Origin of the sequence: Amphibacillus marinus, assembly GCF_900110345.1 — a bacterium.
Taxonomy (GTDB): domain Bacteria; phylum Bacillota; class Bacilli; order Bacillales; family Amphibacillaceae; genus Amphibacillus_D; species Amphibacillus_D marinus.
The window spans coordinates 83,394-107,906 of sequence record NZ_FODJ01000007.1 but is presented as its reverse complement, the minus strand read 5'-3'; the positions used below and the strand labels follow the sequence as shown (position 1 = coordinate 107,906).

The window sequence follows — 24,513 nt, the reverse complement described above, 5'->3', positions numbered from 1 at the left end:
GGAGCAGCTTGAATCAGCTATATAAAAAAAAACTAAAGCAATCCGATTTATACAAGCATGGGCACTTTTCCTTTGTGGTCTCGCTTTTACTAGCTACTATTCTATTAGTTAACAGCTATCAATTCACTACCCAGACATGGCAACTTAGCCTGTTTCTAATTGCTGTGGCATACTTATTCGTAACAATTTTCCAACTGGTGCTTAACCTGAGAACGAGAAGAGATATTCTCAAGTATGGGAATATTCAACGAAAGACAAGACTACTAACAGCTTTTCAACTGGGCTCCTTGCTTGTTGGCAATGTCTTTACCGCCACTTACGCATTTCGAGCTTTACAGGACGATGGCGAGATTGAGTATACCTTTGCTTACTATATGTTTCTAGCAGACTTTCTTATTATTGCTGTTACCTCCTTTAACTTATTTAAACCGTATGTGACGAATTACTTTATTCCAGTGGTATTTAGTTTAGCAGTTTTGCTCTTGCTTGATGTAATAGTTTTAATTTGGCTTGCTCGTAGTAAATCAGTTTCTAGAAAGTCTACGAGATTGGTTCGCCTACTGCCTTACTTATTTATGGTTACCAGTCTGACTGGCAATGTCTTTCGTTTTATACTTGGTTATAGCTTATTGTTGAAGCAAGGTAAGAGGGATCCTGCCAATAGCGAGCGTTGGCAACTGTTTTGGATCAAGCTTACAAAACGCTTTACTGCAATGATTGGTTTGTTATTTGTCATTTTCACCTTTTCACTGTCAATAACCAGCTTTACAACATTTGTGACCCGCTTTGCCGTAGCAAATGATTACACAGTCTTACTAACGGAGCCAAGCCTTGTCTATCCATTTGGGACTGATAATTTTGGTCGAGATGTCTTCTCACGCATTGTCTTCGGTGCACGAATATCACTTATCATTGGCATGTTAACAACGCTCATTCCAATGATTATTGGCGGCTTTCTAGGTGCAATTTCTGGTTTTTTTCACCGCTCATTAGATCAAGCAATTATGCGTGTTTTAGATGTTCTCTATGCCATTCCTGGCATTTTATTAGCCATTGCTATTATTGCTGCATTCGGCTCCAGTACCTTGAATTTAATTATTGCACTTAGTGTTGGATCTATTCCGATGTACGCACGAACAATGCGAGCGAATATCTTAATGATTGCTCATTTAGATTTTATTGAAGCCGCCCGTGCATTGGGCGAATCCGAATGGAAAATCCTGTTTAAGCATGCCATTCCTAATGGCTTTGCACCAATGATTGTTCGTGCAACTTTAACGATTGGGACCGCGGTCATTGCAACAAGTAGTCTTAGCTTTTTGGGGTTGGGAGTAGAACCACATGTTCCAGAGTGGGGAAATGTTTTACGGATAGGTAGTCAGTATTTAGAAACAGAGCCGTATTTAGCAATATTCCCTGGTCTCGCCATTATTCTACTTGTTCTATCTTTCAACTTCTTAGGTGACGGACTGCGTGATGCATTAGATCCTAAAATAAATTAATCAACAGGGGGAAAAGAAATGAAAAAATTAAGCTTGCTATTTTTTGTCGTAATGGTGCTACTGTTAGGCTGTGTTAATACTGAATCTGATGTACAAGGTGACGAGCCTGAGCAAACACCTGATGAGACAAATATTGAACGACCAACCATTGAGATTTTAGGAACGAGCACTGGTGAAGATGACTTAAATATTCTCCGTGATCAACTTACCAATAATGGGTTTGAGGTTGAATTAAATATCCAGCCTGATTATGGTAGCTTTACCACCCAACGCGATGCAGGTAATTACGATTTAGCATTAAGTAGCTGGACGACCGTTACCGGCAATCCAGATTACGCTGTGCGCTCTTTATTCACCTCTGACGGTGATAATAGCCTATTTGCTGATCAACAGGCTGATGAGCTTGTCAATCTGGCCAGTACCCAATTAGCAGAAGAATACCAAGAAACCTATAAGGACTTAGAACAGCATATCGTATTTGATCAGGCTTATATTGCACCACTATACATCTCATACAAGGCACAGGGTGTTAACGACACTATTATAAATGAAGAGACCGTTCGCTTACCTAAATCGCGCGCTGCTGTTTGGGAAGCAGTTGATTTTAATGATGCTTCATTACGCGACAGTCAGCCACTACTGGTGCATCAAGCAATTGGTTCACTTACTTCATTAGATCCGATTAAAGGTAATGACGGATCGATTAATACACTTAATACAAACATTTACGTACGTCTTGTTAATCTAACTGATGATGACCAAGTTGTTTCTGACGGATCGTTATCCTTAAATCATGTTATTGCTGAAGGAAATCAAGACTATTATTTCTTGTTAAGAGATGATATTTACTTTGCTGCTATCGAAGAAGATGGTGTTGTAAATACTGAAGACAGAGTTGGAGCTGAAGACGTTCAATTCTCATTGAATCGGGCCAAAGACCGTAATTCTGTGCCAGATCATCGAACATACAGCTTACACGAAAGTATGGATAATATTGAGATTGTTAGTGATTTAAGTGAGCTAGAGGATGCAGTCACCATTAACGGGGATTCTGTTAAAGAAGCATTAGAAGTAGGGCTCGACCAAGATATTACTGAGCTTACTACAAGTAAGGATGACGCTAATAACGCTAATGGTATTTATCAAGCTGTTAAAATAACAACCGTCAATCCATTTCCACAGGTATTAAATTATTTAGCTCACCAATCTGCTGGGATTGTCTCTCAGCAACAGGTAGAGAGCGTTAATACCTTTGATGTAGAAGACTATAATGTTGATGAAGATATTGCCTATGGCGATCAGCGGACAGTGACAGAAGATAGCGGCTTTGATAACACGCTATACGCAAGTGGTCCCTACATCCTTGTTTCAAAAAATGATTACGAAGCACACTTTGTCAAGAACCCAGGCTACCGAGCTGGAACTGACGGTGAACCGAATATTAACGAGGTAATCGTCAAATTTATTCAAGAACCAGAAAGTGCACTATCTGCACTTCGCAACAATGAAATTCATATTTTAAATGGCGTAGCTGAGAATCGTTATGATACAGTAATAGAGGATGAAAGTCTTACACTTCAACAAAACGAAAGTAATGGCGTAACTTACCTTGCTTTTAATATGGAAGGTCGTGAAGTCTCAACTAATGTTGCTTTACGTCAAGCTATACTTCACTCAATTAATCAAGATGAATTTATCTCCTTCTATCAAGGTAATAAAATGCCTGCAGTATCAACAGTTAGTCCATTAGTTAATACCGGTCTAACCCTTGAAGCAGATTCAGAGCGGGTTCAAGAATTATTGCGTGAAGCTGCTGAATAATTAAATAAAAAAATATAACTACCACAACATATTAGTTTGTGGTAGTTTTTTTTGATACTAAGTTAGCAGACCCTTATTGTTAGGGAACTTTTTAGTAAGGTGCTATAATTAGGACAGCTCGATTAGAAAGTTATTCGTTATTTCCCAGGAAATCTTTTTGTAGAAAGGAAGGTGGACAAGCATGGAGAAGATTATTTTTATTGAAACTGGTGTTGGCATTGACACACATGGTCAAGATGTAACAAAGGCTTCGATACGAGCAGTTGCAAATGCCATTCACTCTAATTCCATGCCAGGCATTAAAGATTACTTGCCCGAAGAATCATTACATAATATGAAGGTTAACATTGTTTTAGCTATTCCAGCTGATCAAGCTAACCTTGATATTGAGCGAGTAAAAGCCGAAATTCCCTATGGTGAAGTAAGTATTGACGTGGTAACGGGCGGATTAGCTACGACAAGTGGTATTGTTCTACCTGAGCAAGCAGATAAGAATGATCTTATGTATATTGTTAATGCTGCTGTTCAAGTTGGCTACTAAGCTGCTAACAACTAATTTTCGCAACCACGGGTTTTAAAGCGCTAACAATTATGGGTTTTATAGGAGGATATTTATTATGGTATACGTAGCCGCACAAGATCGTTATGAGCAAATGCTCTATAACAGAGTAGGAGCATCAGGACTTAAGCTACCTGCTATCTCGCTTGGTCTATGGAATAATTTTGGTGAGACAGATTCTCTTGATAATCAACGGGCGATGCTTCAACGCGCCTTTGACCTTGGCATTACTCACTTTGACCTTGCTAATAATTACGGTCCACCGGCAGGGGCAGCTGAAGAGAACTTTGGTTATATTCTAAAGAAAGACTTCCAAAGCTATCGAGATGAATTAATAATTTCAACAAAAGCAGGATTTCATATGTGGGAAGGCCCTTATGGCGATTGGGGATCAAAAAAGTATTTAGTATCAAGCTTAGATCAAAGCTTAAAACGAATGGGACTCGATTATGTTGATATATTCTATCATCATCGTCCTGATCCTGAGACACCGTTAGAGGAGACAATGGCTACATTAGATTTAATGGTTAAACAGGGTAAAGCTCTTTATGTTGGTATTTCTAATTATGATGCTGAGCAATCCAAAAAGGCCATTGCCATTTTAACAGAACAGAAAACACCATTTGTTATCCACCAAGCATCTTATTCCATGTTTAATCGCTGGATTGAAGATGGGTTGATTAAAGTGCTTGAGGATGCACAGGCTGGAGCAATTGCATTTATTCCATTGGCTCAAGGTTTGTTAACAAATAAATATTTAAAAGGGATTCCAGAGGATTCACGCGCTGCTAAAGCACATATCCCATTTTTAAATAAAAAAGACATTTCTGAAGACCGTTTAGAGAAAGTGGTTAAATTGAACAAATTAGCACAAGAACGCGGGCAGTCTCTAGCACAGCTTGCTCTTGCATGGGTACTGCGCAAGCAGGTCGTTGCTTCGGCCTTGATTGGAGCTAGTCGTGTTAGTCAAATTGAAGATAACGTGAATGCTGTAAAGAAACTTGAATTCACGCAATCGGAATTGGATCAGATCGAAAAAGTTTTAAGTGACAATTAAGCTTCTTTTAGAGAGCTAGACAATTTTAACGGAAATATACTGTAATGTAAACGATCCATTTATTTTCACATAAATGGATCGTTTGTTTTTTGCAAGGACAATTAGTTAGTTAAAAGACTTGCGACACTTTAATTAAAAAATTACTATGCTTCATGACGTAACGATTACTACTACACATTAGTAACCAATCGTCTGTTACCATGTTTAATTGAACTGAGTAATACCATTTAATCCGAGAAAATCACACGTGTAGCAAACTTGGATTTATCCATTCGTGATTATAATAAAAAATATACTATTTATCCACATTACTATCCACAATTATGATAATTCTCATTTATTAACGACTATTTAACAGGATAGCCACAGTTTTTCCACAGATTTTATGTTTACATATTTATATTTTGTATAAGAATATGCGTTCTCTACTAGATATAGAAAGTTACTCACAACTTTATCCACAGCGTGTGAATAACTTTTGTTATATACACAAAAAAAGCATTCAAACCATTTAAAATCAACGGTTAAAATACTTTTTAATTTTTCATTGTGTGGATAACTCTATTGTGACCTGTTGTCTCTCACCTTCGCGATAAAAGGTAACACGCATTGATTCACCAGGCTGCTTTTCCTGATAAAGATGCTTCCTGAGATCAACTATTGTATAGACAGGTTCACCATCAAGCTCGATAATGACATCATATGGCTGTAAATCAGCCTGGTCTGCCGGCGATAATGGTTCAACACTTTGGATGTAAATGCCGCCCTCAACCTCATTCGGTAAATTTAAACTTCTACGCCACTCGACCTGTGGAACATCGATTAAGGAATAAGCCTCTACGCCTAAAAAAGCGCGTGTCATTTGTCCATTTTGTTCAAGCTCTGTAATAACAGGTATAGCTTCATCAATTGGAATAGCAAAGCCAATGCCCTCTACTGATGATTCAGCAATCTTCATTGAATTAATTCCAATTAGCTGGCCTGACATATTAATTAAAGCTCCACCACTGTTACCTGGGTTAATGGCCGCATCAGTCTGAATAACGTCTGCTTGCCAGTCTGCTCTGCCATCACCGCTAAAATCCATTGGAATTGAACGCTGCTTGCCACTAATTATTCCCTGTGTTACCGATCCAGATAAATCTAGTCCTAAAGGATTTCCAATGGCAATGACTGGCTCTCCAACTTTAGAAATATCAGAATTCCCAATTTCAATAACAACATCAATCTGCGAACCATCAACACTTAAAACAGCTAAGTCGGTAAATAAATCTGAGCCCACCAATTCGGCTAGTAACCGTGTCCCATCCTCTAAAATAATTTCAATCTGATCCGCACCTTCAATGACATGATGGTTGGTCACAATAAAGGCAACGTCATCATCCTGGCGATAAATGACACCAGATCCGGTACCGCCATCATAGGTCGCTTGTTCCCAAAAGTTAGCCCGCTGTGTTTGGATATTTTCAACACCTACAACAGCAGGCATTACTCGATCAACGATATCAGTAACCTGAGTAGAAATATCTACATTAACCGGTGATAAATAATCGAGCATTGCATCTTGTTGGCCATGGTTAGAGTTAATGGCTGTACCACCTCCTTGACCCATGCCTACATAAACTTGATAAGGAAGCCAGTTGTTTTCCACTAGCTTGGGCAAAGCAACAGCAAATAGAAACGCACCCAACACAATGCCTATAATCAAATAGAGCAACCAAAAAGAACGATTCTTATAATAACGGCCTCTTCTGCGCTTCGATGTTCCATCATCAAAGTAAACCATCTCTTCACCTCTTCCACTGTTGAAACTAGTTTACCACAATTGACTAAAGCTTAAACAACTCGATAGATAGGGGTCGGGATATTAGGGTCAGTATCATGAATCTCTAGTCCATTATTGATTGGAAAGCTAGCTTCAGACAGGTGATTCTCTACCGACATTCGAGCTAATTCTTTCATATTGTTATCCTTGCTTAAGTGAGCTAAATATATACGTTTTGTTTTGTTACCAATAATATCTGTTAATGCTAATGCACAATCATCATTTGAAACATGACCATAGTCCCCTAAAATACGTCGCTTTACATTCCATGGGTAGCGCCCCATTTGCAGCATGGAGACATCATGGTTCGCTTCAAATATAAGTGCATTAGCATTTTCTACCGTTTTTTTTATTCGCTCCGAGACATAGCCCAAATCAGTGACAAGAGCCACCTTCTGGCCTTGGTGATGGAAAGTGTAGAACATCGGCTCAGCCGCATCATGGGAAACACCAAACGATTCTACATCAATATCGCCAAATGTTTGTACTTGTCCACTATTAAATGTAAATTTTTGATCAAGTGCAAGCTTGCCTAGACTACCATCCATCGCAGCCCAAGTCTTTTGGTTTGCATAAATAGGTAGATCATACTTTCGGGCAAAAATACCTAAACCCTTGATGTGATCACTATGCTCATGGGTAACAAGTATTCTTGATAGCTTACTGGGATCAACGTTAACCTGTTGAAAAAGCCGATCAAGCTGTTTTCCACTCAAGCCAGCATCAACAAGTATATTCTCCTTATCTGTACCAATGTAAAATGCATTACCTGAGCTTCCAGAGGCAAGCACGGAAAAGCTAAGCGTCATTCTGAACTCTCCTCGATTAAATTTTCATATACGCTAGTTAGTGAGTGCGTCATTATTCTTAATAAATCGTCAATATCTTCTTCAACATTATATTCAACCGTATTCGTTTCGTCTGCCTCTGTTAACAGCTTAATAGCCTCATTAAGCAAATTACTGGTAAAGCCCCGATTTCTTGGATACGTATGACCCTCAATGGCATTGACAAAATGATTTCGCCGGTCATTCACCTGGATATTCCATGTTGGGTTTAATAATTGCTCATCATTGGCTAAGGATACTAGATTGTGGTAGCCTAAAATAACATCCGTAACTTCGTCATTCGTATCCAGCGCATTTGAATTATGATAGAGACGATAGACAGCATCGTATTGCTGAATAAGTGCTTGGTTCTCTTCAGCTTCCTCAGGCTCATCTAAACGTGTTTGAACATACTGAACCATTTCGCCCGCATCATTTAGCTGAACGAATAGAAGCGCATTTGGATTAAAGAAGATTGGATACTCAATCCGCTGAAAGTAGATTAGCAAGTTCGCATTAGGTATCTGACCCCATAGTTCATACGTATCTCCCGAAAAGACCATCGAGTCAATAACTGCTTGATCATACTCTTGCTCCTCCAGCTCTAATTGAATAGGCTCATCAAAGCGTGAGAAAAGATAGTGCCCACTAATGACTACAATTTCTTGATTTGTTAAGCTTGCTAATGCTTCAGCTGCTTGTTCATTAAAGTTAAAATTCTTTGTGTGAATTAAAGGAGCACTGTAACTCTCGTTAGACAAATTTTCTAAACCTGAAATGTTAAGTTCTAACTCATCTTCCTTTGAAGGTTCAGGTATAAATGATAGCTCATCCTCCTGCCGATCGAACAATTGTCTAACAAGAAAAATATTTAGGATAAGAAAGCAAATAATGAAGAGCGACTTAATTTGTCCCCATTGCAATTCCTTCGCCTCCTATCGTTTTATCTGGAATGCTTAATGGGCTCCACCCCTGCACGCCTCTAACATACCAAGTAGGTACCAGTTCGTATATTTGACCCTCACTACCAGAGCGACGGTTAACATAGTACCCTAACAATACATCATAAACGGCAATCCCCTCGTACGTTTCACCTGCTAATATTTCAATAACTTGCTCAGCTGATGGGATATCCGCCATTTCAGTTGATGATCTTAGTCGGAGTAATTTTGCAAGCGGATGCTGGTATTGATATACTGATTGATTATGCCAGGCAACTTTAATTGTTGAAATATCAGTATCTTGAAATATTGGCACGCCTGAATAGGATAATGTATATTCGACTTCGCTTCGTTGCATATTGTTCGTTATATTAGATAGGTAGAAGCTAAATGGTTCTTCATAAGTAAAACCGTTGTGCTCATTAACGAAGCTTTGGACTTGATCAAATAAGTTATAGCTATCCATTAAGGTAGTACTAACAATTTCTTCATTAGTCAAATTAGTAAAGGCGATTTTCTCTTCTTCTACCGTCATTTCTCGTGTACCATCAAACAGATCGACTTGACCTTGTGATGATTGGACACGTCGAACAATAGACGGCTTACTAAATAAGATGTTCGTAAACGTTTCCTGCTCAAGTGAACGATACGTAAACAAAAGTACCTCACGATCAATCTCATTGGGCAAGTAAATATTTGTTTCTCGACTACTTTCATATGTTAGAAAGGTAGTTACATCATGTTGATTATAATAACGAAAAATCCGGTCAACTTGATTTTCATTCTGAATATTTGCTCTTATTACCCGTGACTCTTCATCACGATCATTATAAAATAACAGATATGGGTCATCGCTAGCCACAATATCAATATGATTAAAGCTTAACTCCGCTATTGGTACATCATGGTCTAACTGAAAAACATCATATATTGCATTATAGGGAAGTGTCGTCGGAAAAATGAGTTCAATCCGATTCTCAGTTTGCTCCTGCTGTTGATTCATCGAAAAACTTGAAAAATTATATAGGGACAATTCCTTTATTTCTTCTAGGAGCTCTTCCTGAAGCCCTAAATTAGCTAGTCCAAGAAGCTCCCCAGTTTCTGCTTGATAATTAACAATTTGAATTGGCTGGATGACATCTCTTCGACTCAACTGCCCACCATCCTGAATTTGGGCTTCAATTAAGTCATTATCAGTAACAACCGCTTCAAAGTTGGGCTGATGATTCCATAAGGCAACTGTCAGCAATAAGCTTGAAGCAATCAGTAACACCAAGAGTATCGACTTAAAATGCTCGACATTCATACCTAGGCCCCCCTCTTACGCGCAATCAATGGTAACGTGAAGAATACTTTAGTGCCGCTGCCTTCTGAGCTTTCGGCCCAAATTTGACCATGATGATTTTGAATAATCTCTTTGGCAATGGCCAAGCCTAAGCCTGTCCCACCAAGCTTTCTAGACCGTGCTGAGTCCGCACGGTAAAAACGGTCAAAAACCTTATCAAGCTTCTCTGTTGCAATACCTGGACCTTGATCAGCAATCATAACTTTAACACGGTTCCACTCTCTTGTAAGACGAAACCTAATGCTGCCTCCCTCTGGAGAATACTTAAGTGCATTTGACATTATGTTATCAATAACTTGAATAACCTTGTCTTTATCCATCCATAGAAAGATACTCTCTCTTGGAATTTGACGCTCAATAACAGTACTCTCATCCTTGTTCATTTCAAAGCGATCGAGGACATGATGAAAAAAAGGAATAACGTTAACACGTTCCTTATTCATCTCCTGCTCCTTATGGTCCATTTTTGATAATTGAAGGAGATCGTTGACAAGGCGAATCATCCGCTCTGTCTCATTCTGGGTAACCTCAAGAAACTGTGGCGCAATATCTCTATTCTCCCAAGCACCATCACTTAAAGCCTCTAAGTAGCTTCGCATGGTGGTAAGCGGCGTTCGGAGCTCATGTGATACATTTGAAACAAACTCTCTTCGTTCTTTTTCTACTTTTTCTTGCTCTGTTACGTCACTTAAAACGGTAATAACACCTGCAAAGTTCCTATCCTCATCCTGTTCAATGGTGAAGTTAGCTTTCACAAGCAAAAATTGCTCATCGCTACTAAAATCAATGGTAACAGTTCCTGAGTCCTGCATCTCTGAGAAATCTTCGGCACCATTATCTAGCTGTAGAATCTCAAAAATAGACTTACCCTGAACCTTTTCAAAGGATTGGCCAATTAATCGAGCAGCGGGTTCATTCATTAATGTTATCTGCCCACGCTCATCAGTTGCCATCACACCGTCAGACATATTAGAAAGAATCGAACTAAGCTTACGCCTTTCTTCCTCTGTTGTATGATTAGCCGTCTTTAACTTCTCATTCATCTCATTAAACGTGTCGGCCAACTGACCAATTTCATCAACACCATAGACATTTACTCGTTGCGAGAAGTCGCCTTCTGCCATAACCTTCGCTTGCTCTCTCATCTCAGTAATCGGTTTGGTAATTGAGCGCGCAACGAGAATTCCAATTAATACTGAAATAACAATCGCAATTAGCGTTCCATTTAAGAAAATACGATTAATCGTAGCGAGCTGTTGATAGACATCTTCCATTGAAGCTTCTAAATAAATGGCACCAAGCGGCTCTCCATCTTCATTATTAGACATTGGATAAATATTAATGAGATGACGCTCACCGGTTGCTTGATTCCGTTGAATGGAACGAATAGGTGTACCTGACATAATCGCTGGACGCACACTGCTATCACCAGTAACAAGTTTACCAACGTCATCTGCTTGAGTATTGGTCCCAACAATTCGAAACTGGCGATTTACCACCTGGACTCTGGTGAAAGAATCACTTTGTCCATATAAACCAATAATCTCAGCAATATCCTCTTCCAAAGTTGGCCCAGTCCCATCGTCTGGCCGATCCTGTAAAAAAGCATCTTTAATATTGTAGCTCAGAACCTCTAACCGTTCTTCAATTGTCTCCTCAAAGCTTTGTTTTAAATCAGATTCTAATCCCTGTGCAAAATAAGCCCCAATAACTTGAATTGCTAAAAGCAAAAGCAAGATCATAATTACAGTGATTTTCCATCTAATTGATTGAAAAAAGCTTTCTTTTCTCATAGCTTTTACTCCTGTTCAGGATTGCGTAAATAATAGCCAACTCCACGTCTTGTAATGATCCAGAGCGGATTACTTGGGCTGTCCTCAATTTTCTCTCTTAAGCGCCTTACCGTTACGTCTACTGTCCTAACATCACCATAATAATCATAGCCCCAGACCGTCTCTAATAAGTGCTCTCTAGTCATGACTTGCCCGATATGACGCGCTAAATAATGAAGCAATTCAAACTCACGATGCGTAAGTTCGACCTGTTTTCCTTCTTTGGTAACCGCATATGCATCAGGGTGAATCGTTAGCGCGCCAACTTTAATATCCTTGGTTGTACTTACCGGATCAGCCGGTTGTTGTTGGCGTCTCAAATTTGCTTTAACACGCGCGATAACCTCGCGATTACTAAACGGCTTTGTCACATAATCATCGGCACCGAGTTCAAGTCCTAGCACCTTATCAATTTCTGAATCCTTTGCTGTCAACATGATAATTGGCATATTGTGTGTTTTACGGACTTCGCGGCATACTTCATTGCCATCTCGTTTCGGTAGCATAATATCTAATAATAAAAGATCAGGGTTCTCTTTATTGGTCAATTCAATTGCTTCATCACCATCATAAGCACAAACCACCTCGTACCCTTCCTTTTCTAAGTTAAACTTTAATATATCTGCAATTGGCTTTTCATCGTCAACAACTAATATTTTATGACTCACTTTACAGCCTCCTAGTTCAGTAAATTAATGACTAGCTTTATTTTATCGTACTTTATCATAAAAGTCTTTCTTTACACAACCTTAAGCAAAAACCTCTGCCAACAATCCAAATGAGCAGAGGTTTCCTATTTATCAGTTATTATGCGTGTTTCTTAGGACTGGGTTATAAAACTATCTGTTAGCCACTTAAACCCAGACTTAATTTAGTACACCATTTGGATCTATTCTTGAGCCATTTTCAGCAACCTCGAAATGTAAATGGATACCAGTTGAACGACCTGTCGTTCCCATTTGTCCAATTGTTGTCCCTTGTGGTACTGTGTCTCCAACACTAACATCAACACTTGCTAAGTGCGCATAGAGTGTCGTGTATCCATTGTTATGATTAATTACAATATGGTGGCCATAGCCATTAGCGTCATAGCTAACCTTCTCAACCGTACCATTATCTGCTGCTAAAATATTTCTATTCGACGGTCTGGCTATATCAATACCATTGTGCATGCTACCCCAACGTGGACCGTAGCCACTTGAGACATACCCCCCAACAGCGGGCCAGACGAAATCACCTGTTCCTCTTGATGGAATGACCTTAGAACCTTCTATAGTAATTTCATCAACAACCTCTGTAATAACAGTTTCTTCAAGCAAATCACGCTCAACTTCTTTACCATTTACTATTTTAAGCGAGTAATGGACGTCTTTTTTACCGTCCTCACCCTCCTGTTTAAGTTCTGATTCCCCAACATACAGGTCGTCTGATTTCTCTATCTTTTTCTCAAATTCGATAGTTTCTTCAACTCTTTCTTCTTGATAGACAATGACATCTGCAAAAGATACATAATCTGTGACATTAAGTTCTTGATTAAGCTGTAGAACAGTACCCTCATTTAATTCATCATTTAGTTCAAGTAATTGGCCAACAGATAAATCATAACTAGCAGCAACTGAAGATAGTGTGTCACCTGCTTTTATCTTGTGGAGCTTATCTTCAAGGGTTCCTTTTTCTATTAGCTTGATACCTTCATTTACCGTTAAAAGCTCATCTTCTGAAACAACTTCATTACTTTTAGTAGCTTCTTTAGATAACGTAATATCTAGAATCATAGATTCGTCTAGTGCAAGATCGATCTTATCAGCTTCTTGTTTTACAAAGTCTTCAAGAATATCTTCGCCTACATACTTACTTTTATATTCAAATAAAACCTGATCAGCCTCAGCCTCAGCAGCGAAATAACCAACCAGTTCATCACCAAGCATTAAAGCAACCGCATCAACCTGAATGATTGCTTTCTCAGCTAGCTCTGCTAAGACCTGATCATCAGAGAGTTCTTTATGAAAGACACGTTCTGGTATAAGCGCAAGCTCTTGAGCCAATGTATATGTATAAGCAGAATCCTCTTCAGCAGCATCTATTTGGTCATTAATGGTATTATAAACAACGTCTTCATCACTTACTCTACCTATGTAATCATCATCAAGATAGACATGATAAATAGTTGGTAGCTCTACAGACTCATCATTTGATTCGGCATGCACAACATGTGTTGTCTTATGCCCAATAATTTGGATTAAAATAAAAATAAGGAGTAAACCAAATAGGATATAATTTCGATTTATATTAAGCTTTTCTAGCAGATTCATAGTCTTATCCTCCCGAACCATTCGATTCATAGTGAATTTACTGACCTTAGTAGATTACCACATCAATCATTTAGATTTAAACCCTTTTTACTAGAATGTAACGAAACTGTATAATTGAACCCATCATTTGTAACATCGGCATATTTTGGTGACTTGGTCTTGTTTATTATGAGCGGGTCTGTAAATGCTGTTTTTTTTGGGCAAATTAAAAACAGCCAAATGCCACTTTTTCCTAAGTGCATTCAGCTGTTTCTTAATTTTAATTAAACAAGTCGGTAAACATTTCGAATCTCGTTAGTCTGACTGCGATCAGGACCAACTGAGAAAATTGATAATGGAATTTGGGTTAGTTGTGATATACGCTCTAAATAATGACGCGCATTTGCTGGCAAGTCATCAAGGCTTGTAACACCAGTAATATCCTCCGTCCAGCCTGGTAATTCTTCATAGACAGGTTCACATTTTGCTAAGACCTTTAAGCTAGCAGGGAATTCCTTGATGACCTCACCTTGATAACGGTAAGCAACACAAATTTTTAACGTTTCAATGCCTGTTAACACATCAATGGAGTTTAATGAGAGGTCAGTAATCCCACTTACACGACGCGCATGTGATACCACGACACTGTCAAACCAACCAACACGTCGTGGGCGACCCGTTGTTGTACCGTATTCATTACCTACTTCACGAATTCTTTCACCAATGTCATTATGCAATTCTGTTGGAAATGGTCCATCACCCACACGTGTCGTATAAGCTTTTGATACCCCTACGACATGATTAATCTTTGATGGGCCAACTCCTGATCCTATAGTAACACCACCGGCAATCGGATTAGAAGAAGTAACAAATGGATATGTACCTTGGTCAATATCCAACATAACGCCCTGAGCACCCTCAAACAAAACACGACGGCCTTGATCTAGGGCATCATTTAAAACAACTGAGGTGTCAACAACATATTTAGCAATTTGTTGACCATATTGATAATATTCATCAATGATATCAGCAACCTTAACCTCATCAACCTCATACACTTTTTTAAAAAGGCGATTTTTTTCAGCTAAATTTTGCTCTAATTTTTCCCGAAATGTTTCTTTATCTAATAAATCGGCAATTCGAATACCAACACGAGCAGCTTTATCCATATATGCCGGGCCAATACCCTTTTTCGTTGTACCAATTTTGTTAATACCTTTTTCTTCTTCTTGCAGTAAGTCAAGCTTAATATGATAAGGTAATATAACGTGCGCGCGATTACTAATTTTTAATTGATCCGTTTTAACACCTTTGTCTGCTAGATAAGCAAGCTCCTCAACAATTGCTTTCGGATCAATAACCATGCCATTACCTAATATACTAAGCTTATCTTCAAAAAATATGCCCGATGGGATAAGGTGTAGCTTATAGGTCACCCCATCAAATTTAATGGTATGTCCTGCATTATTTCCCCCTTGATAACGTGCAACTACCTCAGCATTTTGAGATAAAAAATCAGTGATTTTACCTTTTCCTTCATCTCCCCATTGTGTTCCTACTACGACTACTGATGTCATTACGGCACCTCCGCCATTCTATTTATATTAATATCGTTTATCTACAGTTTAACCATGGATAGTGTACCAATCTTATTAGCAGATGTCAATTCAAATAACGAACGTTTAGTCAAACTTGTGTTTTTTTGTTCGCCTTTGATCATGACGTTAATTAAACAAAAAAACTAGCCTATTTAAAAGACTAGTTAGTAAAATACTTAAGCTGGTGGAATATCCGCATCATGGTATCGATGATCCAAATCAACAAACTTATTGTATTCTTTTACAAAAGCAAGTTCGACTGTACCAACTGGACCGTTACGTTGCTTAGAAATAATAATTTCAATAATATTTTGTTTTTCAGATTCTTTATCATAATAGTCATCGCGATAAAGGAAACCAACAATATCAGCATCTTGCTCAATACTTCCAGATTCCCTCAAATCTGACATCATTGGTCTTTTGTCTTGACGTGATTCAACCCCACGGGAGAGCTGCGACAGCGCTATAACCGGGATGTTTAATTCACGAGCCAATCCTTTTAACGACCGCGAGATTTCTGACACCTCTTGCTGTCTATTCTCCTTTGCACTCGCTCCACTACCTTGAATTAATTGCAAATAATCAATTAAAATCATGCCTAATCCATGCTCTTGCTTCAACCGTCTGCATTTAGAGCGAATTTCATTTACGCGGATACCTGGTGAATCATCAATATAAATGCCTGCATTGGAAAGGCTCCCCATAGCCATCGTTAGCTTACCCCAATCATCAGCTTCAAGCTTCCCCGTTCTTAAACGCTGAGCATCAATATTGCCCTCGGCACAGAGCATCCGATTAACAAGTTGCTCTGCGCCCATCTCAAGACTAAAGATCGCGACATTCTCATCAGTCTTTATCGCCACATTTTGAGCAATATTTAGGGCAAACGCCGTCTTACCTACCGACGGACGTGCTGCAACAATAATAAGATCATTGCGCTGAAAGCCTGAAGTAATCTTATCTAAATCACGAAAACCAGTGGGAATTCCCGTTACATCTCCATCATGCTTATGTAATGTCTCAATATTATCGTAAACATTAATAAGGACATCTTTGATATTCTTAAATGCCCCTGCATTTTTTCGATTACTAACTTCTAAGATATTCTTCTCAGCTTCACTTAGAACTTCTTCAACATCATCCTCTTTACTAAAGCTTTCCGTTACAATATCGGTAGCTGTCCGAATTAATCGTCGAAGTAATGCCTTTTCTTCAACTATTCGGGCATAGTATCCAATGTTAGCAGCTGTCGGAACTGAATTGGCTAGCTCAGTTAAATAAGAAACGCCCCCTATCTCTTCAAGCAGCTTTGCATTTGATAACGCTGTCGTAACCGTAACCAAGTCAATTGGCTCACTTCGATCTGTCAATTGAATCATAACATGAAAAATCCGCTGGTGTGCAGCACGATAAAAGTCCATCGGTAATAGCAATTCAGCAGCTGTTGACATGGCATCTGGATGAAGAAACACAGCCCCAATAACCGCTTGTTCTGCTTCAATATTATGTGGCGGGGTTCGTTGCTCTTCCCAATCATTAGCCATAAGCGATTCCTCCTAACCGTTTGCAATTAGAAAGCTAGCCGCTGTTCCTTATTACTATGAACAATAGCATTTGCTTTCATTCGCCAAGATTTTTACAACACCCTTCTGTTAGCTGTGTAAAAGGAGAGAGGCACGCCTCTCTCAAAAAATTTATGCTTCGATAACATGCACCTTAATTTCACCAGATACCTCTGGATGTAATTTTACCGATACATTTGTATAACCTAATGTTCGAATCGGTTGATCCAATTCAATTTTACGCTTATCGATTTTTATTTTATGTTTTTTTGAAAGCTCATCTGCAATTTGCTTGCTTGTAATTGAACCAAAGAGGCGACCAGCATCGCCAGCCTTTGTCTTAATTTCAACTTCAAGCTTACTTAATGTTATTTTTAATTGTTCTGCTTCATCAACAATCTCTTGCTCTTTTCTTTCCTCTTTTTGTTTCTGCGCTTGAAGACCCTTTAAATTACCAGCAGTTGCTTCAACAGCCAAGTTATTTTTTAATAAATAGTTACGTGCGTAACCTTCAGAAACATTCTTTACTTCCCCTTTTCTTCCTTTTCCTTTGACATCTTGGACAAAGATAACCTTCATTCTTGTTCTCCTCCTTCAATAGATTGAGCAATAATATCAATTAATTGTTCATAAGTAGCTCCAATCGTTGCACCTTCCAATTGAGTGGCTGCATTTGTTAGGTGACCACCGCCGTTCATTTGCTCCATAATTAATTGAACATTTACATCACCTAATGAACGGGCACTTATACCAATCCTTCCATCTGGTCGCTCACATATGACAAAAGATGCAACTACACCACTCATGGTCAGCAATGTATCGGCTGCTTGAGCGATGACAACAGGCCCAAAGGTCTGCCCAGGTTTAGCCCGTGCAACTGCTATATGACCATACAGTATTTCTGTACTTTCAATAAGTCGACTTCTCTTTATATAAATTTCAAGGTCTTCCTCAAGGAAGCGTTGCACTAAAACCGTATCGGCACCCTTTGATCTTAAATAAGATGCTGCGTCAAACGTTCTTGATCCTGTTCTTAGAGTAAAACTTTTAGTATCCACAATAATTCCAGCTAATAAAGCTGTCGATTCAATCATCGTTAACTTTAACGTACGTGGCTGGTATTCTAGCAATTCTGTTACCAGCTCTGCTGTCGATGACGCGTAGGGCTCCATATAAACGAGTGTAGGGTGGTCAATAAACTCCTCTGCTCTTCGGTGGTGATCAATGACGACGACGTGTCCTGTTTTGCTTAATAATCGCTCTTCAATAATTAAAGAAGGTTTATGGGTATCAACCACGACTAACAGCGTTGACTTTGTGACCATCTCAAGTGATTCTTCAGCTGAAATAAAGTGCTCCCATAAATCTGTCTTACGAATTTCAGCAATTAACCGCGCAACACCAGTATCCAAGTCGGCCTCATCTATTACAATGTAGGCCTCAACTTCATTTGCAATCGCAATTTTTAAAATACCAATTGCTGAACCAATTGAATCCATATCAGGTGCTTTATGTCCCATAATAAACACTTGGTCGCTTTCTTTGACCAGTTCCTTTAGAGCATGAGATATTACACGCGCTCGGACTCGCGTTCTTTTTTCCATCGGGTTTGTCTTGCCACCATAGAAGCGAACTTTTCCCGTGTCATCTTTTACAACAACCTGGTCACCACCACGGCCCAGAGCTAGATCTAGGCTTGATTGCGCTAATTCGCCTAAAGTAGGAAGTGACACACCACCTAATGCAACACCAATACTTAAAGTTAGTGGGACATTTTTATTATCGGATAACAGCTCTCTTACTTCATCTAGAATATCAAATTTTGTTTTTTCAAGCTGAGCAAGAATTTGCTGGTTCATAATTGCTAGAAAGCGCTCTTGGGATGTTCTTTTTAAATAAATTCCGTATTGATTCGACCAATCATTTAAGATGGATGTCACTTGAGAATTCATTTTACTCTTTGCCGTATCATCCATCGTCTGGGTAATTTCTTCATACGTATCTAAGAAAATTACGCCTAATACAGTTTGTTCATTATGGTAAAGATTCTGAATCTCCGCTTGTTGGGTACGATCAAACAAATACAGTAATCGCTCTTCTTTTTTTATGGTAACGTGAAAGTTGTAGCTATCAATATGAATAATTGCATGGTCTTTATCCTCCCTAATTGCTGCAACTAATCCTTCATGAAGCGTGTCTAGGGCATTGCCAACAAACGTTTCTCCATCAGCAAACCGGTTTAAATAGGGATTGGTCCATTCAATTTGGTATTGCTCGCTATACAAGACAATACCAATTGGCATTTCTAATAATGCTTCTTCCCCGACTTTCTTAACACGGTGGGACAGCGTAGTTATATATTCCTCTCTTTGGTCAGTCAATTGTTGCTCTGAACGGATTGTATAGTATAACGCCAACCCTAATAGCACTGTCATAATTAGCCCTAATATCCACTGCAAAAACCATGTGAATCCAAGTAGCAGAAATGCTAGTATATATGTATAAATAATATGGTGACTGATTTTTAGTGAGCGAAAAATTTTCTGCATAGCAGTCAGCTCCTCATGTAATTAGCATTTAAGCTTATATTACTTTATTCTCTGTCTCATCATAAATCCTACATCAATTATACCTAAGATTCTAGTCAAATAAAGTCCTATCGGTAAAAAGATAATACTTAAGACCACACTTAAAATAGCGATCCACTTTGATCTTCGAGTCATATAAACATAATGGAAAACAAACGAAATTCCTTGCATTGAAAATAATAGCCCTAATAACGTTGAAAAATTAAGAACAATTCCATTAATAATAGGACTTACCTCAAAATACGCAATCAGCATCGTTACTAGAAAAAGCCATAGCGTAAATTTAGGCAGATTAAAGGTTCGCACACGAGGAAAGTAGAAGCGTTCTTTGGTAACATGACGCAAAGTTCGGTAGCCTAACCATTGAACCACACATGCAACAAATATTGATATTATTAGTAGGATGGCTGGAATTAGATCTAATATCATTAGCATCTGCTCTTCAATAATCTCTAAATCACGGGCAGACCAATCCATACCCATTGCATCAAGAATAAGGGTGGAAGCGTGCAATGATTCCTTAATCATAAGCTGGTATTCGGTTGCAAAGCTGATGTCAAAAACAAACTCAGTCGTAAAGTATAAGACAGTTAACCCTAGCGCGACCCCTAATGCTCCTTGCGCCCAAACTTCGTATGGATGACGCTTCCCACGGATAGCTTGACCAATCAATATACCCGTTAAGATCGGTAAAAAAGCTTGCGGTAAGATAAATAGAATTAAACTTAAGGAAATTATTGCTGCTATTGCCATTACTATGATGCCTAACAGTGTTGCTTTTTTCCATCCGTGTCGATAGCTAAAAACAATAAATGGTAGCGGTAAGAGAAACAAACTAATAATAGCAAAAGCCGGTATGGAGAGCATTATAGCTAATATAGCAATAAACAAAGTAGCTGTAATGAGACTTTCCCTTATTAAATGTCTTACATGATCTTGCATAAGCGGACACCTCAATTGTTATTAAGCTTAGAAAAAGCACAGCATAACCACTGTGCCTCATGCAAGCAAAGCTTAATCTGTCAAAATAATTTAATTTATAAGTCATTATAGCGATTTAAAAGAAGAATGACAAACTAAAGCCATTTCCTTAATAATCGCATTTTTTCGAAAAAACACTTATTTCACTAAATTAATTGTTATAATAAACTAGAGCTTCAATCAGTGGATCTTTTTTTAAAAAAAAGACCTGCTTGTTAGCACCACAGCTATGACTAAAGGAACAAATTGCATTTCTAGTGACCGCCAATCTCCACTTCTAATATACTTGGATGCTTTGCTTATGCTAAGAGCCATACAGTCAGTTAATTGGCAATAACACCAGTAATCATTAAAAAGGAGCTTATTTTATGATTTCAACGATCTTTTTTGACCTAGACGACACATTGCTTTGGGATAAGCAAAGTATTAAAAAGTCATTTGAAAATACCTGCCTCACCGTATCCCAGTGTAACCCACAGCAATTAGAGGATGCTGTGCGAGCTGAAGCAGATCAGCTATATAAAAGCTACCCTACTTACCCTTTTACACAGATGATCGGTATTAATCCGTTTGAGGGACTGTGGGGAACATTTAATGATCCTGGTAAGTCATTTCAGGCTTTGCATAGCATAATTAAGGACTATCAGCATCAGGCTTGGCACAATGGCCTCAAGACCTGTGGTGTAGACGATTCAAAACTTGCAGAAGAATTAGCCAAGCGCTTTATAACCGAGCGCAAAAAGCGACCATTTGTTTATCAAGACACCTTTTACGTATTAGATGCTTTGAAGAGCAATTACCAGTTACTCTTGTTAACAAATGGTGCCCCATCACTGCAACGGATGAAACTAGCTATTACGCCAGAAATTGCTAAGCGGTTTGATCATATTATCATTTCAGGCGAATTTGGCAAAGGAAAGCCAGATCCTGCGATCTTTGAACACGCTCTTGAAAAAGCTCACGTTTCCCCAAGTCAAGCTATGATGATTGGTGACAATTTAATGACCGACATCCTTGGTGCAAACCGATCAGGTATAAAAAACATTTGGATTAACCATCATAATCAACAGATTACAGCTGTGAAACCTACATATGAAGTAAAGTCTTTAATTGAGATCCTCCCAATTATTTTAAATAAATAAAAGAACCATACTAAAAATTAGTAGGACGGACCGTCGTCATGGTTTGTGCTACTAATTTTTTTTGTTGTTTTAACACATTATTATTTATTACTCAACTTTCGCATTAATATATCCTGGTTTAGCTAAGCTGGCTGTGTAGGCGAAGGATTAAGTCTATGGATTGACATTAACCCTTAGTGGAGATATGTTCGTTTTATGTCAGTATTAGAACCACACCTTGTCGGTCGTTAAGTATAGTAGCGTTCGGTTTTTAAAGCAGCAAATGCCAACACATTAGCAGGATGACCGATAATAAGCGCTATTTCCCCTTCTACTCCTAATTTTAAACAGATTCATTCATGATGAATACTCAATCAAGTGGGGATGTTAGACTAAACCCGCCCCGTCCTAGGACAACGTCTAGCTGACGTACATCCTGTAGGCCCGAAGCCAGCCCCGCGGAAGGCGAATCCATTGCTTTTCGGAACGATATAAAGCGCCAACCTGATAAGAAAGTCAACATGAGTCATACATACCGACTCTCATAAACACGTCAAGGCTTAATGACTATTTTCAGTATGCGAAAGTTGAACACTTAACAAAAAAGGGTTGCATTTCTCCGAAAAAGTAATATACTTATATATATAACTATATTAGTATAAAACAAAAAAGGAGGGTTCTATGCTTGAATACTACATTCTCAGACGATAAACCGTTATTTTTACAAATTAAACAGCGTATCGAGGATCAAATTGTTAATGGGCAATTAACAGCACATGACCAGATTCCTTCTACAACAAAAATGGTCCAGTTCTATACGATTAACCACATTACTATTTCAAAAGGTGTTAATTTACTTGTTGATGAAGGCATTTTATATAAGAAAAGAGGTGTTGGTATGTTTGTTGCAGAAGGTGCCAAGCAGCAATTATTAAAGGTTCGACAAGATTCATTTGCAGCTAACTATTTGCTTCCCATGCTAAAAGAAGCAAAAAAATTGGGCTTATCAGATGAAGAGCTGACTAAGATGTTTATTAAAATCCGGGAGGGATATAGGGATGAGCTATAGTATTGAGATTAAAGACTTATCGTTGCAACTTGGTAAGTCAAATATTTTAAAGGAAATTAATCTATCTCTTCAGCCAGGCAAAGTTTACGGCTTATTAGGTAGAAATGGTGCTGGTAAAACCTCATTTCTTTCACTACTTGCATCGTTTCGTTTACCTACTTCAGGGACAATTAGCATAGATGGTGAAATGCCATTTGAGAATCCCCGCATTATGTCTGAAGTCAGCTTTTCTTATCCGACTGATTTGAGTGAAGAGAGCTATACAGCAGCAGATTATTTTACCGATGCCCGCCGCTTTCGACCAAATTTTGATTTAGATTGCGCACATGCCTTAGCAAAACGTTTCGGCTTTCCTTTAAACAAAGCACTTAGTAAGCTATCAAATGGGCAACAATCCGCATTTATTGCAACACTTGGGCTTGCAAATCGAACAAAAATTGCCATCTTTGATGAGGTGTATGTCAACATGGATGCACCGACACGCAAAATTTTTTATCAGGAACTTATTGAGGAGCAGGCTAGGTACCCGCGGCTCATGATTCTTTCTACACATCTTGTCTCTGAGATGGAATATTTACTTGACCACGTGCTCATTCTTGACCAAGGAAAACTACTTGTTGATCAAGACTATGAGTCAATCATTAATCTTGGTGTAACAGTTACCGGTCCTGTTGAAGAGGTTAACCAATTTGTTAAAGGAAGAAAACAACTTAATAGTCAGCAGTTAGGACAGACAAAAGCAACGATGATATTCGGTAAACTGGCTAATAGTGAGCGACTCATTGCTCAGCAAAATGGCCTTGAGCTAAGTCCGGTTTCATTACAAGAACTATTCATTCATATAACAGAGGAGGATGGGCATTTTGAGTAATTTCATTCAAGCACGGACCAAAAAATTAGCTGTTGATTTATTTAAAATTCAACTGGTATGGACGCTCTGGTATATTCCAATCGTTATCGTTGGAACGCTATTTGCCTTGAACATTAGCTGGATTGGAATTAATGGCTGGCTAGATATTGACATTGAACACGTTAACATTTTTTTCACAATCACCCAGACTTCACGTGGCTTTTTAATTGTAACAAGTTTAATTATGTTTCTTTATTTATTTAGCCATTTTATTCAAAATGGCCTAACACGGCGTGAAGTTTTCCGTGCATCAAGCTTTGCTGCGGTTGGTCTAGTTATCACGATCATGATCACTGCTATCTTTCTAAATAGTCTCTTTAATTTTTTTAGCTGGCATGCCCCTATGCCGCAGTTAACGATACTCGCACTACCAGAATGGGCCATTCCGATTATGATGAGCCTTATCTTGATTAGCTACTATCTCGGTGGCTGGCTTGTGGCTGTAGGGTTTTATCGCTTTAAATTTCTCGGCATTCTTTTTGTTCCAATTGGACTGTTACTTGTCTTTATTGTTGAATTTGTTTGGCAGGCAGAAGCTTCTTTTTTAGGGTTTATTGATTATACGAACCCGTCACCCTCACTCTCTATAGCAGCCATTGTTACACTTGTATTAATTGGCTTAACACTTTATTCGATTAGAGCCTTAACAAAGCAAATGCCTATTAAGCCCCACTAATATATTTG

The 24,513-nt window shown here is 38.6% G+C and carries 20 protein-coding genes; 8 read left to right on the top strand and 12 right to left on the bottom strand.

The features are described 5' to 3' along the window. Positions 1-8: 8 nt before the first annotated feature. The 4 genes from BM000_RS10635 to mgrA all read left to right on the top strand — a co-directional run bounded on the left by BM000_RS10635 (position 9) and on the right by mgrA (position 4,939). Positions 9-1,502 (top strand): ABC transporter permease, encoded by a 1,494-nt coding sequence (locus BM000_RS10635; RefSeq protein ID WP_091497937.1) that lies wholly within the window; start codon positions 9-11, stop codon positions 1,500-1,502. 18 nt (positions 1,503-1,520) lie between these two features. Next, positions 1,521-3,323: an ABC transporter substrate-binding protein gene (locus BM000_RS10630; protein WP_091497934.1), complete on the top strand. Its 1,803-nt coding sequence runs from the start codon at positions 1,521-1,523 to the stop codon at positions 3,321-3,323. A 181-nt stretch (positions 3,324-3,504) separates the two neighbouring features. Continuing rightward, the gene (locus BM000_RS10625) at positions 3,505-3,864 is read left to right on the top strand and encodes a Lin0512 family protein (RefSeq protein WP_091497932.1); all 360 of its coding nucleotides are present in this window, start codon (positions 3,505-3,507) and stop codon (positions 3,862-3,864) included. Positions 3,865-3,940: 76 nt separating this feature from the next. Continuing rightward, positions 3,941-4,939, top strand: coding sequence for an L-glyceraldehyde 3-phosphate reductase (gene mgrA / locus BM000_RS10620; protein WP_091497930.1), 999 nt, complete (start codon positions 3,941-3,943; stop codon positions 4,937-4,939). Positions 4,940-5,483: 544 nt separating this feature from the next. Here mgrA and BM000_RS10615 read toward each other — a convergent pair. The 12 genes from BM000_RS10615 to BM000_RS10560 form a co-directional block, all read right to left on the bottom strand. Then, positions 5,484-6,725 carry a S1C family serine protease gene (locus BM000_RS10615; protein WP_091497927.1) on the bottom strand — a complete coding sequence of 414 codons (1,242 nt, stop codon included), beginning with the start codon at positions 6,723-6,725 and terminating at the stop codon, positions 5,484-5,486. A gap of 50 nt (positions 6,726-6,775) precedes the next feature. Continuing rightward, positions 6,776-7,573, bottom strand: a complete 798-nt coding sequence (locus BM000_RS10610; RefSeq protein ID WP_091497925.1) for an MBL fold metallo-hydrolase — start codon at positions 7,571-7,573, stop codon at positions 6,776-6,778. After that, entirely contained in the window at positions 7,570-8,514 is a 945-nt protein-coding gene (locus BM000_RS10605) for a two-component system regulatory protein YycI (RefSeq protein ID WP_091497922.1), read from the bottom strand. The genes BM000_RS10610 and BM000_RS10605 overlap by 4 nt, the downstream gene beginning before the upstream one ends. Next, positions 8,495-9,838 carry a YycH family regulatory protein gene (locus BM000_RS10600; RefSeq protein WP_091497920.1) on the bottom strand — a complete coding sequence of 448 codons (1,344 nt, stop codon included), beginning with the start codon at positions 9,836-9,838 and terminating at the stop codon, positions 8,495-8,497. The genes BM000_RS10605 and BM000_RS10600 overlap by 20 nt, the downstream gene beginning before the upstream one ends. 2 nt (positions 9,839-9,840) lie before the next feature. Then, positions 9,841-11,670, bottom strand: coding sequence for a cell wall metabolism sensor histidine kinase WalK (gene walK, locus BM000_RS10595; RefSeq protein WP_091497917.1), 1,830 nt, complete (start codon positions 11,668-11,670; stop codon positions 9,841-9,843). A 5-nt stretch (positions 11,671-11,675) separates the two neighbouring features. Next, on the bottom strand, positions 11,676-12,377 hold the full coding sequence (gene yycF / locus BM000_RS10590) for a response regulator YycF (protein WP_091497915.1): 702 nt from the start codon (positions 12,375-12,377) through the stop codon (positions 11,676-11,678). A 198-nt stretch (positions 12,378-12,575) separates the two neighbouring features. After that, a complete protein-coding gene (locus BM000_RS10585) occupies positions 12,576-14,021 on the bottom strand; it encodes a M23 family metallopeptidase (RefSeq protein ID WP_091497912.1) in 1,446 nt (481 codons plus the stop codon). Between the two features lie 263 nt (positions 14,022-14,284). Then, positions 14,285-15,577, bottom strand: a complete 1,293-nt coding sequence (locus BM000_RS10580) for an adenylosuccinate synthase (protein WP_091497910.1) — start codon at positions 15,575-15,577, stop codon at positions 14,285-14,287. A gap of 197 nt (positions 15,578-15,774) precedes the next feature. Continuing rightward, a complete protein-coding gene (dnaB, locus tag BM000_RS10575; RefSeq protein WP_091497907.1) occupies positions 15,775-17,142 on the bottom strand; it encodes a replicative DNA helicase in 1,368 nt (455 codons plus the stop codon). Between the two features lie 150 nt (positions 17,143-17,292). Beyond that, the gene (rplI, locus tag BM000_RS10570) at positions 17,293-17,739 is read right to left on the bottom strand and encodes a 50S ribosomal protein L9 (RefSeq protein ID WP_091497904.1); all 447 of its coding nucleotides are present in this window, start codon (positions 17,737-17,739) and stop codon (positions 17,293-17,295) included. Continuing rightward, complete coding sequence (locus BM000_RS10565; protein WP_091497900.1) at positions 17,736-19,709, bottom strand: DHH family phosphoesterase; 1,974 nt, start codon at positions 19,707-19,709, stop codon at positions 17,736-17,738. The genes rplI and BM000_RS10565 overlap by 4 nt, the downstream gene beginning before the upstream one ends. Positions 19,710-19,748: 39 nt before the next feature. Next, complete coding sequence (locus BM000_RS10560; protein ID WP_091497897.1) at positions 19,749-20,690, bottom strand: DUF2232 domain-containing protein; 942 nt, start codon at positions 20,688-20,690, stop codon at positions 19,749-19,751. A 407-nt stretch (positions 20,691-21,097) separates the two neighbouring features. On the opposite strand from BM000_RS10560, the gene BM000_RS10555 reads away from it, so the two are divergent. The 4 genes from BM000_RS10555 (at position 21,098) to BM000_RS10540 (ending at position 24,505) form a co-directional block, all read left to right on the top strand. Further along, positions 21,098-21,871 carry an HAD family hydrolase gene (locus BM000_RS10555; RefSeq protein WP_091497894.1) on the top strand — a complete coding sequence of 258 codons (774 nt, stop codon included), beginning with the start codon at positions 21,098-21,100 and terminating at the stop codon, positions 21,869-21,871. Between the two features lie 664 nt (positions 21,872-22,535). Beyond that, on the top strand, positions 22,536-22,919 hold the full coding sequence (locus tag BM000_RS10550; RefSeq protein ID WP_091497892.1) for a GntR family transcriptional regulator: 384 nt from the start codon (positions 22,536-22,538) through the stop codon (positions 22,917-22,919). Next, positions 22,909-23,790 carry an ATP-binding cassette domain-containing protein gene (locus tag BM000_RS10545; RefSeq protein WP_091497889.1) on the top strand — a complete coding sequence of 294 codons (882 nt, stop codon included), beginning with the start codon at positions 22,909-22,911 and terminating at the stop codon, positions 23,788-23,790. Before BM000_RS10550 ends, BM000_RS10545 begins: the two co-directional genes overlap by 11 nt. Continuing rightward, the gene (locus BM000_RS10540) at positions 23,783-24,505 is read left to right on the top strand and encodes a hypothetical protein (RefSeq protein ID WP_091497886.1); all 723 of its coding nucleotides are present in this window, start codon (positions 23,783-23,785) and stop codon (positions 24,503-24,505) included. The genes BM000_RS10545 and BM000_RS10540 overlap by 8 nt, the downstream gene beginning before the upstream one ends. The last annotated feature ends 8 nt before the right edge of the window (positions 24,506-24,513 follow it).